The organism is Ruegeria sp. CDSB114 (genome assembly GCF_059611025.1).
Genome location: NZ_JBXWOT010000001.1, coordinates 82944 through 95229, shown reverse-complemented (window position 1 = coordinate 95229; position 12286 = coordinate 82944). Strand labels below are relative to the sequence as shown.

General features: G+C 56.5%; 10 protein-coding genes and 1 pseudogene. 3 read left to right on the top strand and 8 right to left on the bottom strand.

The genetic code is table 11. From position 1 onward, the window contains the following. Positions 1 to 2: 2 nt before the first annotated feature. From AC2FIP_RS00445 to AC2FIP_RS00435, 3 genes are all read left to right on the top strand, one after another. On the top strand, positions 3 to 1001 hold the full coding sequence (locus tag AC2FIP_RS00445; RefSeq protein ID WP_496784788.1) for a TrbL/VirB6 family protein: 999 nt from the start codon (positions 3 to 5) through the stop codon (positions 999 to 1001). A 230-nt stretch (positions 1002 to 1231) separates the two neighbouring features. After that, positions 1232 to 3433: an ATP-dependent nuclease gene (locus tag AC2FIP_RS00440; RefSeq protein WP_496784786.1), complete on the top strand. Its 2202-nt coding sequence runs from the start codon at positions 1232 to 1234 to the stop codon at positions 3431 to 3433. After that, positions 3430 to 5313 (top strand): UvrD-helicase domain-containing protein, encoded by a 1884-nt coding sequence (locus AC2FIP_RS00435; RefSeq protein WP_496784784.1) that lies wholly within the window; start codon positions 3430 to 3432, stop codon positions 5311 to 5313. The genes AC2FIP_RS00440 and AC2FIP_RS00435 overlap by 4 nt, the downstream gene beginning before the upstream one ends. Before the next feature lie 89 nt (positions 5314 to 5402). On the opposite strand, the gene AC2FIP_RS00430 is transcribed toward AC2FIP_RS00435, so the two are convergent. The 8 genes and pseudogenes from AC2FIP_RS00430 to AC2FIP_RS00395 form a co-directional block, all read right to left on the bottom strand. Continuing rightward, entirely contained in the window at positions 5403 to 5906 is a 504-nt protein-coding gene (locus AC2FIP_RS00430; protein WP_496784782.1) for a hypothetical protein, read from the bottom strand. Between the two features lie 278 nt (positions 5907 to 6184). Then, entirely contained in the window at positions 6185 to 8077 is a 1893-nt protein-coding gene (locus tag AC2FIP_RS00425; protein ID WP_496784780.1) for a type IV secretory system conjugative DNA transfer family protein, read from the bottom strand. Further along, positions 8070 to 9878 carry a relaxase/mobilization nuclease domain-containing protein gene (locus AC2FIP_RS00420; protein ID WP_496784778.1) on the bottom strand — a complete coding sequence of 603 codons (1809 nt, stop codon included), beginning with the start codon at positions 9876 to 9878 and terminating at the stop codon, positions 8070 to 8072. Before AC2FIP_RS00420 ends, AC2FIP_RS00425 begins: the two co-directional genes overlap by 8 nt. Continuing rightward, entirely contained in the window at positions 9865 to 10455 is a 591-nt protein-coding gene (locus AC2FIP_RS00415; protein ID WP_496784777.1) for a helix-turn-helix domain-containing protein, read from the bottom strand. The genes AC2FIP_RS00420 and AC2FIP_RS00415 overlap by 14 nt, the downstream gene beginning before the upstream one ends. Positions 10456 to 10628: 173 nt before the next feature. Continuing rightward, the gene (locus AC2FIP_RS00410) at positions 10629 to 10910 is read right to left on the bottom strand and encodes a hypothetical protein (RefSeq protein WP_496784775.1); all 282 of its coding nucleotides are present in this window, start codon (positions 10908 to 10910) and stop codon (positions 10629 to 10631) included. A gap of 22 nt (positions 10911 to 10932) precedes the next feature. Next, positions 10933 to 11121 (bottom strand): annotated as a pseudogene (locus AC2FIP_RS00405) (hypothetical protein); the annotation flags it as partial. Continuing rightward, on the bottom strand, positions 11118 to 11321 hold the full coding sequence (locus AC2FIP_RS00400; protein WP_496784773.1) for a hypothetical protein: 204 nt from the start codon (positions 11319 to 11321) through the stop codon (positions 11118 to 11120). The pseudogene AC2FIP_RS00405 and the gene AC2FIP_RS00400, both read right to left, overlap by 4 nt. Then, positions 11318 to 12196, bottom strand: coding sequence for an ArdC family protein (locus AC2FIP_RS00395; RefSeq protein WP_496784771.1), 879 nt, complete (start codon positions 12194 to 12196; stop codon positions 11318 to 11320). Before AC2FIP_RS00395 ends, AC2FIP_RS00400 begins: the two co-directional genes overlap by 4 nt. Positions 12197 to 12286: the final 90 nt, after the last annotated feature.

Genomic DNA, 12286 nt, shown 5'->3' with positions numbered 1-12286 from the left:
CAATGGGCGTCGTCACATGGATGGTTGAGACAACCGACAACTTTCTGGACGACGCGGCCCAAACCACTTTTGGCAACGTCGCCGGTCAGCTAGGCGGCGTCATCGCGGTCGCCTCGACGCTTGCCGTGATTGGCGTCTTCATCAACATGGTGTTTCAGTACAAATCCATGGACGGGCGAACCGCGTTTTGGTTCGCCCTCAAACTAATGCTCATATCCCTGTTTGCAATGAACTGGGTCCAGTTTAATGCTGTCGCTAGCGCCCTAATCGATGGGCTCGACCAGCTCGCGGGCGGCATGGTTGCGGGACTTGGAGGCGGCGGTGCCGGGGCTGGATATTTTGCCAGTGCTTTTGACGATCTGATCGAAGGGTTTGGTAATTACCTAAACGCCGCCGGTGACAACATGCATTGGATGGCCGGAGCTCTCATCGGCGCGATCGGCGCTTTCCTCCTTGGCGTGATCGGCGCGCTCTGCGGCCTTGTCCTGATCTTTGCGAAGATCATGTTGGCCTTCATGATCGGCATCGCCCCAATCATGATCGCGCTTTCGCTGTTTGATGTTAGTAAGGACTACTTCCACCGCTGGCTGTCCAGCACAGTGTCATACGCGCTCTACCCTCTCGTGATCGCAGGGGTGTTTTCCACCGTCGTCGGCATGTCGCGCTCGCTGATGACGGAACTCGGCGATCCCTCCGGCGCAAGCAACATCGGCGCGCTGGTGCCCTTTTTCATGATGATGTTCCTCGCAGGCGGCATGATCATCGCCACCCCGCTGATAGTACGTTCTATCTCAGGCAACTTCATGATGGCCGGGCCACCAAGCATTCCTGGCCCCAGCGGATTTGCCAAAGGTTTGGTTGGCACCAAGGGTTCACGAGCGAGGGCGCGTTTTGGAAGCAGGTCAAATGCTGAGATTGCGGGGGCTGGAATACGGCAGGCGGGCGGTGCAACTGTTTCAGTGGTTCAGGAGGTTGCTGAACGAGCGAAGCGGTTGAAGTAAAATTAGCCAAAACGGACCTGGTCTGCACCGCCGCAGCATCAGCACCATCCTATAGAGGGGGCGGCAGGCCGTCATTCTCCGCAAGTGCGCGATGCAAGTCGCGGTTTGTTGAAAACCGACACTTGGGTATTCATGCTCAACATACACTAGCACGCAATAAGTTCTCCCTACCCCCACCTGTCAACCTAGGGTATTGTAAATGGATCGAGTTTATTGAGATTGAACACACAATGCTTTTGAGCAAGATAAGACTTAGGAATTACCGTCGCCTCGCAGACGTCAAGATCGATCTGGACAGCGAAATCTCGATCTTCGTTGGTGCGAATAACAGCGGCAAGACCTCCGTCGCCCATGCAATGCATTTCTTCATCGGCGGTGCCCGTGACCGTGTTAACTTTCATGACATAAGCGCATGCCGCTGGAGCGACATCGACGCAATTGAAGCCGGTCAAGCAGACGCTGAACTTCCTGTTTTGTCGCTCGATTTGTGGTTCGGGGTCGAGCAAGCGGACCTGCATCGAGTCATAGACCTTCTTCCCAACCTTGAATGGCAAGGAGCGATGGTCGGCGTTCGTATCGCCTTCGCACCACGTAACGAAGATGAGACTCTGGCGCGCTTCCAGGAACGGCATGCACAGGCACAAGATGCGGTCGCCGACTTGGAGACACCGGAAGGAGAGGAACCATATGTTGCTCCGCCGCGAACGCTGCGCGATTATCTCGAAGACGAACTCCAGAGAGAGTATGAGTTCAAGTATTTCGTCCTTGATCAAGCCCAATTCAACGAAGAGCTTGAGCCAAACGAAGAATACGAACCGCAAGAGCTTCTGCGAGATCAGGGACGCACCGGAAAGGATATCGTCAACTCGCTGGTCAAGGTCGATTTCCTGCACGCCCAACGCCATCTTTCTGACAGTGAGGGAGGCAGCCGTTCAGAAGAACTCTCGCGGCACCTTAGCCGCTATTACCAAAGAAATCTTGAGCGCCACAGTGACGACTACAACGCGATCAGGGCGCTCGCGGATTCGGAACTACTGCTGAACCAGCATCTAGAACAGGTCTTCGCCGATACCCTCCAGCGGCTGGCACAGTTGGGATATCCGGGACTGACCAATCCGCGCCTGATGATCAAATCCGCACTTAATCCTGCGACAGTGATGAACAGCCAGGACGGTGCCCATGTTCATTACGCCCTAAACGATGAGGGTCTAACGCTCCCCGACAAATATAACGGGCTCGGCTTCAAGAATCTGATCTACATGGTGGTCGAACTTCTCGATCTTCACGCTCAGTGGCTTGCTACGGAAGAGAAGCGTCCCCCCCTTCATCTGGTGTTCGTCGAAGAGCCGGAAGCCCATATGCATGCCCAGTTGCAGCAAGTATTCGTCAACAAGGTGTTGGAAATCTTGGCGGCGGAGGGAGACGCGCCGGAAGGCTTCCACACGCAGCTAGCGCTGACGACGCACTCACCTCATATCCTTTACGAGCGCGGCTTTCAGCCCATTCGCTATTTCAGGCGCGAAGGTACAGGCATTGCACAAGCCTCGAAGGTCCTGAATCTGTCGGAATTCTACCGTACCACAGCTAACCCGAGCCGTGACTTTCTGGAACGCTATTTGAAGCTAACGCACTGTGACCTTTTCTTTGCCGATGCGGCGGTGCTCGTCGAAGGCAATGTCGAACGGCTGGTTATGCCGCAGATGATCGCTAAAGCAGCGCCGGGTCTGCGGTCCTGCTACCTTAGCGTTCTTGAAATCGGTGGAGCATACGCTCACCTGTTCCGGACTCTTATAGAGTTTATCGGGATCACCACGCTCGTGGTTACCGATCTGGATAGCGTAACCGGACCCGCCGACGAGGAAGGCGAGAATGACACTGAACCGATGGAGGGCGACGATGAAGAGGACGAAGTTGCGGCACGCAGCACTTGCACGCCCGAAACTCCGAATGCAGTGACGTCGAACCAAATGCTTGCCCAGTGGCTGCCCGGCAGGCAAAGTATTGATGAGCTGCTTTCTGTTGAAGACTGCTGCAAGGAGCTCCCCACCGATCTGTCTAGAAATGGAGCTATTCGCGTCTGTTTCCCTGGCACAGTTACTCTCGAGCGCAACGGCGAACAGATAGAGCTTGCCGGTCGCACGCTCGAAGTTGCCTTCGCATTCGATAATCTGGAGTGGACACAGGAAGTCGCCAATCGGGAGTTGAAACTTAGGGTGCGCGCGCCCCAAAATCTCGAGGACCTCGCCGCGAAGTTGCACAACAAGGTGCACAGCTCAAACTACAAGAAAACGGATTTCGCGCTCGCATTGCTCGCCAAGGACCCTGACGACTGGAACGTCCCGCACTACATTGCCGAAGGCCTCGAATGGCTCGAAGCCACTTTAGGCGTAGCAGTGGAGGAGGATGAGCAACAAGAAGGCGACGCCGCATGACAAGCCGCATTGGCAAGCCCAATACAGATACCGACATAGCTCTTCACGAGCGGCTCGCAGGTGACGGCAACCGGCATTTTGTGATGGTTGCGGGAGCGGGTTCGGGAAAGACAACATCGCTCGTGAAAGCCCTAGCGCAAATCGAACGAACGCAGGGGTCTGCCCTGCGCCGCAACGGGCAACAAGTAGCCTGCATCACTTACACCGAAGTGGCCGTGGAAGAAATTCGCGGAGACGTCGGAAATGACGAACTATTCCATGTCTCCACAATCCACAGCTTTCTCTGGACGGTCATAAAGCCATTTCAAAACAATCTTCGGGAATGGGTGAGAAACCGATTGAACGAGAAGATTGCCGAAGAGCAAGAGAAAATCGACAAACCGCGAACCAGAGAAGCCACGAAGGCCCGCGCTGCGGAAAACATCGAACGATACAATCGTCAGCTAACGGAAATCAATGCGGTGAAAAGCTTCCGGTATGGGACCGGTAGCGACTACTCGAATGGCGTTCTCGGCCATAGCGATATCCTAAAAATCGGCCCGGACTTTATCGCCGGACATGCATTGATGCAGACCCTTCTGGCACGTCGCTTTCCGGTCATCTTTGTCGATGAGAGTCAGGACACAGACCCGGCCTTTGTGGATGCGCTCCGCGAAGTGGCGCGAGCGGTTCCACTAGACTTCTGTCTAGGCTTTTTCGGCGATCCGGTGCAGAAGATTTACATGCAAGGTGCCGGACCCATTCCGCCAGAAGAGGGATGGGAGACGTTTGAAAAGCCGGAAAATTTCCGGTGCCCGCAGGCCGTGCTTCGCGTCATCAACCGGATTAGAGCAGAAGACGACCAGCTTGAGCAAACACGCGGACGCCATATTGCGGTGAACGGGGAAGGCGTTCTCGTCGAAGGGTCGGCCAGAGTATTGATCCTGCCCGCCGATGATCGGCGACAGGAACGTCTGGAAGAGGCTCGACGCTGGCTGGCCGACCAGGACGGTGATGAAGGCTGGTTGGAGGAAGAAGACGAGGAAGCACTGCGGCTTTTGGTATTGGTTCACCGAATGGCGGCAACCCGTCTGGGATTTCCGAACCTCTATAGCGCGCTCAATGACAAGGCACCCGAAGAATTGAAATCCGGCCTAATTGATGGTACGGCTTGGGTAATACGCCCCTTTCTATCCTACATCCTCCCAACGGCTCTCGCGCGTCACGAAGGGCGGGATTTCGAAATTATGCGCTTGCTTCGCAAACACTGCCCGTGGTTGCAGGCGGATGCATTGGCTGGTGTAGACACCGCGGGCCTCTTGAATGGTCTGCAAGGACAGATCGGTGAACTCGTGGCGATGTTGGAAGCCGACAGCGATGCGCGCATCGGTGATATCGTCCGTTTTACGAGAGCCAAAAACTTGATGGCGTTCGATGATCGCTACATCGAGCTCATTGATCTCTACGAGGCTACGGCTGCTCCTGTTGCCGAACCTGCGACCGACAATGCCGCTGTTCGTTTCATGCAATGTGACGCATCGGAGCTGTGGGGATATCGAAAATACATCGAGAAAATGTCTCCATTTGCCACTCAGCAAGGCATCAAGGGCGCGGAGTTCGACAAGGTGATCGTGGTCGTTGACGACGAGGAAGGACGAACTACTACCTTTTCCTACGGCAAGTATTTGGGTGTTACAGAGCTCTCAGATAGAGACCGAGCGAACATTGCCGAGGAAAAGGATTCTGTTGTCGATAGAACGAGGCGGCTGTTCTATGTGTGTTGCTCTCGAGCCCTGTCAGATTTGGCGGTAATCATTCTTGCCGACGATGCCAAGCAAATGCGCACGGCTCTGATTGCCAAAGGATTCTTCGAGACAGAATCCGTCTTCGTCCTGGAGTAAGCCCGAAAGTAAAAAATTGTTTCCCAGTAACAGACCAAGATCTCCTTGAAGAGAAGTGAGACGACCATGTGCCCGCAAAGAGACCTATCTTACCACTTCCGCCAACTTAGCCCCAATGTTGCGGCGATGGCTTCAGGGCAACCAGCCTGAACACGGCTGCGATATGCGCGGACAGATAGCCCGTTTTCCAGCGCAATTACTTCCCATTCATCATCCGGGTTATGCGCTATTTCCCGTACCCCTTCAGTTGCTGCTCTTTCACCCGACCAGCCTCTTTTGAGCCGTTGTTTGAAGGTTTGGAATGCAATCCCATTTTCTTCAGCAACAGGCCATGCTGGAAGGCCGTTCTCTAATGTAGCCAAACCATCACGACGTCGATTTTCAAAGGCAGCACGATCATATGGGAATTGGGTGTGCTCGCAGGGAACAGTCCACACCTTTGCCCCATTCTCAGCGTCTTCTAAACTCACCGATGAAGCATCGTTCAAAGGAAATGGTTTCAGGCCATAGCGGCTACAAAGCCACCAGGCACCTTCGCGACTTGCGGCTTTGCCGATTGTCTGACCGCCCAGTGGAGCAACATAGTTTATCATCAATTTTTACCGTTTCAAAAATGGTGCAAGTGGCTCGCTTGGAGTGCGCTGTTTGACTGCATGTAGGCATTCGGGTCCGCTGGGAAAACAGATGTGAGCAGCCATTTCTTATAAATCGCATACGGCTGCTGCGTCCTAGACCTGTTAGGTCGATCAAGTAAAGGTTTCGGGTTTGCGGCGAACGTCCAGAAACTGGGTTGCAACCATAGAAACCGAACAACGATCCCAAACTCAGCTTTTGGCAGTCCTGTCTTTAACCAACCCGACTGAGGTGCCCCTCATCCCCGAGCTGCCTCCTCCAAAAATCTCTCCACCCGATCTGTTCCAGCCTGATACTCGCCCAGGCTAGGCTTGTCGTCGGACGTTACTTCCCGCTGTTCGCTGGCCAGATCTTCGATCTCTTCTCGCAGATTCCCACCACCTTCAGAACCACCAACTGGCACCACCTTCGGCATCTCAAGCTCTCCGATCTTCGCCTCCAGCGCCTTAATCTGCCCTTGCAGGCCGCGCATCTGGTCTCCCGCGGAGGGATACGGCAGATCGCCGGTCTGCTTGTCGAAGATCTGCTCAAAGAACCGGTCCTCATAGTATTTGATCCGCTTGGCGCGCACGGGCATTTGCGCGTCGACCACCAGAACGATGTCATCAAGATCCATGCGCCGCGCCTCATCCTCAGGTAGCAACGCGGTCTCTTCGGTCCGTTCAGACATACTGCGCCCGGCGAAAGGGTTGCGACCGACCGACCGCGAGCGGGTCACAACGCGTTTGGTGGTTTTGCCGACAGCCTTACTCAGCTCTTCGATGGTTTTTTCATCCGATGGGGTCAGATAGAGCTTGATACCCGCGTTCCCCTGCAAGGCGCGTCGGGCATTTTCGCCGTAAATCTCGTCGAGCGCCGGGATCGTCTGTGTGACGATCGCAAGATTGGCTCGGTACGATCGCAGGGTTTCAATGCTGTCGAGCACGATCGGCATTTTGCCCAGGCGATTGAATTCATCGAGCATGACCATCACCGGCCAGGGCTCGTCCTCGTCTGGTTCATGGTCTTGCAACGATGCCAGCAAGTCCGAGAAAAACAGGCGGATCAGCGGCGCGAGCGGTTTCACCATCAGCGGTTCGACTACGAGATAAACGGAAAACGGCGTCTTTCGGATCTCGCGGAAGTCGAAGTCTGAAGTTGCGGTTGCTCGGTCGATGGCGGGGTTGGACCACTGCTTGAGACCGGAGGTCATCAAGAGCGACAGGTAAGAGGTCAGCGTGTCGTTGTTGGTCGAGGACATCCGCATGAAGATCAGCTTGGCGGCTGGGTTGACTACTTCGTCGGCACGGCGGCGATATTCCTTCTGTTTATCACCGCCTGAGGCCGTGATGCGGTAGATTTCGCCCAGGGTCGGCCGCCTGCGCTCGAACGCCAAAAGCCCTGCCGCCACAAACAGATCGATACCGCCGTCTAGAAGCCCCTGAACGCGATCGCTTTCGGTCTGAAGGAACAGTGAGGCCAAGAGTTGCAGTTCCATCTGCTGACGATCAACATTTTCGAGCGCCGATATCCGCAACAAAGGATTGTAGCGGTGCGAGCGGCCATCCTTCCAATCAGTGGGCGCGAACCGAAAAACCTTGTCACCCTGAGCGGCTCTGTGGCGCGCCGTCGCCTCGAAGTTTTCGCCCTTCACGTCCAGAACCACTGCACTGCCCTGATAGGTTAGAAGGTTTGGAATAACGAAACCCGTAGTCTTACCGCGCCCGGTCGGGGCCACGATCAGAGCATGTGGAAAGACCTTGGACATGACAAAGGGTTTGCGGCTCTTGGGTTTACCCATCTTGCCAAGAACGAAGCCGTGACCGGGCTTCCCGAAAAAGCCGTTCCGCTTCATCTCGGACATGTGCTGCCAGTGGGTTTCACCAAACTTGGTCAACGCGTCGTTCATCAAGACGGCGCTGAGCAAAACACCGGCACAGGTGCTGATCCCGATGATCAAGTGCACGATTTGCATATCGCTAGGCTGGATCGCCCGAAAATCCGCATAGCCGCGTGCCAGCATCAGGAAATCGATGTCAGCTCCAACCCCGAACCAGCGGAACGTCAGAAAAGCCGAAGCCAGGACGTACCCAAGAACCGCGCCGAGCAAGGCAAAGCTCATGACGCCGAGTGCGATCCGCGCCTTACCCATGCGTCACGCCCTTTTCGCCATCGGCATCGACGTGCCGCTCGCGTTGGAGGTCGATTTCTTCATTGGCGATCTCATCGAGGACATGCTCCATCGCCACACTGTTCGCCAGCGCAGCGTCGCTCTGCAGATACGCCTTGGCCGCGTAGAGCCGGTCCAGGCGATCGCTCATGTGTTCCTCCAGCGTGGTCTCGTCACCGATCGCCAAGTCCGGGGTGCTTTCTTCACCGACCAGTTCCCCCAGCTCGGCACGCAAGGTCTCGCGCTCCAGATCGCTGCGGAATGGATCTGCGGTTGGGTCGTCCCTCATACGGCTCAGGATATCAGCGGTGGTCGGCGGCAACCTGTCGACTATGGTTTCCGGCCGGTCGGCCTCTACCGCACCGCTGTCTTTGAGAACTTCAGCATCGGCCAACGAACGACCCAGATCACTGTGTACCTGGTCGAGACGGTCGATCGCATTTTCAAGTTCATCGGCGCGCGACAGGTCAAAGCCTTCCTTGTCGGCAATCGCCTTCAAATCCTGTCCAAGCCATTGCCGCTCTAGCGCGGCATTACCCGCGCCGATTTCAACGCGGCGCGTCACCTCTTGCGCGTCAATGCCGGTGCCTTTCAAAGCCTGATGAAGACGTTCGGCGAGCGCTGGATCCTGCAAGGCACCTTGGGCCTCTGCCTGGATGTTCGCAGCCGAATAAATCCCGCTTTTGGACGCGTCTTCGAGCAAGGTGTGGGACTGCGTTCCCATTGGGCTCAGATGCGACAGTGACCGATAGATGTCGTTCAGCTCATGCTCTAGCGCCGCGCGCCGATCGACCGGGGCGTCGGCGACAATGCGTTCGGCCTGGTCGATCTTGTCGTGAAAGCCGTCCACGACCTCATCAAACGAATGCTGTTCTGCGGCCATGCCATATACCTTTCCATCTGCTTCAATCGATTTTCCCTTCGCCAAGAGCGTCGCGGCCCTGTCTAAAGCAGCAGCGATGTCTTGCTGGTTCTCGCGCGAGGCTTCTGCCGCTAGGCCGCAATAGAGTCGCGCGTTCTGCGCCACTTCAGCCAACGCACGGTCAAGCTCTCGCCCCACGCGCTCACGCTCAGTAGGCTGCTGACCCGTAGCTTCCGCACGTCGGTGGTCCGCATCGCTTGACTTCTTCGTCGTGATGCCACGCTCAAGCTTTCGGGTCGCCTCAAGGCGCAGCCCATAGCGGTCCGACACCTCGACCATCGCCTCGCGAAAACTGTCGTAGTTGAAGTGATGCCCCTCCTTCAGAAAGAAGAACTCCCTATCCTTGCTGCGCCGGTTCAGAACGATGTGGGCATGCGGGTGGTCCCGGTCCTCGTGCACGGCCGCGATGTAGTCAAAGTGGCTTCCTTCGCCCTGAAAAAACCGCTCACAAATCTCGCGCGTGATCTCGGCGACATCCTCGCCGCGCGTGCCAATCGGGAAGGCCATCAAAAGATGGGAGGTGTGCCCCAGCTTGGGATGAAAGCTTTCATTCCACTGCGCGGAAAACCGGCGTGTGACCTGCTCGATCTCTTTGGCAGAGAGAGCCCTTTGGTCGTCATAAGTGCCACGGCTGTCGATGATAAAGCTCGATTTGGTGGTCAGGTATTCCAGCTGGTTGCGAAGCTGCGCTTTATTGTGCGTGCCTCCATCGCGAATGGCTTTGAAGATCGCGGGCGAATGCCCCATGGCGGCGCGCGCCATCTGCTTTGCCCGAGAGCGGGGAACGCTTCCACGAATGCGGCTCCAGTCCCGATCGAAGAATGCCTCCTGCGCGGAGGCAACGGTGCTATTCCGGGCCATCGGCAAAGCCTCCCAGTACGCGCGCAATCTCGCCGGACAGCGCGCTGCGGCGGCGCTGCGCCATATCCTGAACCTGGTCCGTGATATCGAAGATCAGTCCGGCCAAGACGCGGACCTGGCTATGGGCAGAATTGCCATAGGGCGGCGCCTTACCCTGCCGCTTCGCCTCGTTGAGGCGCTGCGCGATCTGGTTGATATTGTTGCCGGTGCGATTGAGAGAGGCCGACAACCCCTGCATCTGGTTGGACAGTTCATCGTCGGGAACGAAGAGATCACTCGACGCATGGATCAACCGCCGCAACCCCTCCGCGCGGCTGGCGATATCATGCCGCGTCAAGACCGCATCAAAGCTCGCCAACTCCTTGGGCGTGAGCCGGACATTCACCAACTCGGAGCGTACGCGCGCATCAAGCTTGCGGCTTTGATCGGCCTTCAACGTGTAGAAGATGCTGCGGGGCGTGACCCCGAATTCGCGGGCCAGCTCCTCAATAGGCATCCCCTCGGCACGCTTGCGCACGATGGCAAAACGCTGGTTCTGCGTCAGTCGCTTGTGCCGTGGTGTGTGCGGTCGGTGCATGTGAAGTAATCACCCCTATTTCTTGCCAGCATCATACAGGCAGCCCTATTATGGCATTTCGCCATAATTGATTCAATATTATAATATTGAATCAACTGCCTGTATTCCGTTTGGAGCAGCCATGGGCTGCAACCGCCGGGCAAAGCCCGGCCACAGCGCAAGGCATGGCACCACTAATCGTGGTTCCATGCCTCAGCATCGCCAAGCAATTGCAGCGCTATTGCGCGGGCCGCGCCTTCGGCGCTGGCATAGGTTTGATGATCGGGCAGCTCGTGCAGATCAAAGGGCTGTTGCGGGTCGTCCGGTGTCTCAACTCGGACATAGATTGCCCAGCCATCGATCAGTGCTGGATCGTCACAATACTCCTGCCCACCATCGGGCAGATTGCAGAAGCCATACAGATGCACACTGGCGCGGCTCTCTCGGGCCGCCTGCTTAATGTCAGAATACTTCATGGCGAACCTCTGCAATTTCCTCGATGAAGAATTCGTCAGGTTTGCCGTTCAGGCATGTGCCATCCCGACTGGTCAAACCGATAGCTGACCCGTTATGCGTGAAGGTGATGAGGCATTGCCCGTGGCCATCACGCGTAACGACATACCCTCTATTGGCCCAGTGAACGCGGTTGCCCGCGTCCACTGCTGCTTTGATCTTTTCCAAAGTCATCGCAACGCCTCTTCAAGGATTGCGAGAGCCCCAAGACAATCGTCGATATAGGGCTGTTCCTCGCCGTCCAGATCGTTCAGCTCCAGCCGGTTCAAAACCGCGTAGAGCGTGGCGCGCACTTCACGGGCCGCACTTCGCAAGCTGACAGTGTCTTCTAGGCGTGCGGTCGAAAAATCATCGCTGTGATAGTCAGGGATCATGCTGCCGCCTCCTTGCTCTGACCTGCAGCTGCTAGGACAAAATCGGCAGCCTTTTGCGCCTCAGACGCCGCGCGAAAAATCGCCCGCTTCTCCTCTTTGAGCGCTTTCAACCAGCCTTCAACATAAGCGGCGCTTTGGTCGAATTCCGGCGCGACGCCAATCTGAGCCCCAAGAAAACAAGCGCCGATTTCCGCCACCAGCTCTTCAAAGGCATAGGCTTCACGGTTCGCAAACTTCTTGATCCGCTCAAGCCGCTTTTCACTGCCGGTCCAATGGATCACCTCATGGGCCAACGTCCCATAGTAGCCTGCCGCATTATTAAAGGTGCCAATCGGCGGCATGTGAATGTGGTCTTTGGCGGGGCTGTAATAGGCGCGCGGCTCATCACTGGTGAGGATCTCCGCCCCTGTCTGGCTGAAAAACGCCTCAAGCTTTGGTTCTTCCGCCGTACCAAGGTCGCGCGGGGCCTCGGGCCGGATGTAGTAATCCTCCGGCAAGCCTTCGATCTGATCCGCATTGAAGACGCGGTAGGCGCGCGCATAGGGCAGCTCCTCCTCGATGCCCAATTCGTTCTCTCTGGTGAACATCCCGTATTTGACCACTGTGGACGACGTCTCACCTTTGCGGACCTGACCGCCCAATTCCTGTGCCTGCTTGTAAGTCATCCAGCGGCTGGACACGTAGCCATGCTTGGCCGCCATGACCCAGAGCATCAGGATGTTAATCCCGCGATACTCCTCGCCGTTGTGTCGGGTCGGCAGGGCAATGCCGGACGCGCTCCCTGTCCACGGCTTGCGCCATGGCGGTGTGCCTGCCTCGATCTCTGCAATAATGGTGTCGGTGACGTGGGCATAAACATCAAACTTCGGTGCCATTTGTGGCCTCCTCGATCAAAGTGAGGCGGGTGAGGCTTCGCGCCCCCTTCCGCCGATGGGCTGCGCCTCGGCCACCTGATCTGACCGAAT

What these genes read in the sequence shown, in the direction of transcription:
- AC2FIP_RS00430 (WP_496784782.1), bottom strand. Translation starts at nt 5,906, where the DNA reads ATGATAAACTATGTTGCTCCACTGGGCGGTCAGACAATCGGCAAAGCC.
- AC2FIP_RS00440 (WP_496784786.1), top strand. Translation starts at nt 1,232, where the DNA reads ATGCTTTTGAGCAAGATAAGACTTAGGAATTACCGTCGCCTCGCAGAC.
- AC2FIP_RS00415 (WP_496784777.1), bottom strand. Translation starts at nt 10,455, where the DNA reads ATGCACCGACCGCACACACCACGGCACAAGCGACTGACGCAGAACCAG.
- AC2FIP_RS00425 (WP_496784780.1), bottom strand. Translation starts at nt 8,077, where the DNA reads ATGGGTAAGGCGCGGATCGCACTCGGCGTCATGAGCTTTGCCTTGCTC.
- AC2FIP_RS00420 (WP_496784778.1), bottom strand. Translation starts at nt 9,878, where the DNA reads ATGGCCCGGAATAGCACCGTTGCCTCCGCGCAGGAGGCATTCTTCGAT.
- AC2FIP_RS00445 (WP_496784788.1), top strand. Translation starts at nt 3, where the DNA reads ATGGGCGTCGTCACATGGATGGTTGAGACAACCGACAACTTTCTGGAC.
- AC2FIP_RS00400 (WP_496784773.1), bottom strand. Translation starts at nt 11,321, where the DNA reads ATGATCCCTGACTATCACAGCGATGATTTTTCGACCGCACGCCTAGAA.
- AC2FIP_RS00395 (WP_496784771.1), bottom strand. Translation starts at nt 12,196, where the DNA reads ATGGCACCGAAGTTTGATGTTTATGCCCACGTCACCGACACCATTATT.
- AC2FIP_RS00410 (WP_496784775.1), bottom strand. Translation starts at nt 10,910, where the DNA reads ATGAAGTATTCTGACATTAAGCAGGCGGCCCGAGAGAGCCGCGCCAGT.
- AC2FIP_RS00435 (WP_496784784.1), top strand. Translation starts at nt 3,430, where the DNA reads ATGACAAGCCGCATTGGCAAGCCCAATACAGATACCGACATAGCTCTT.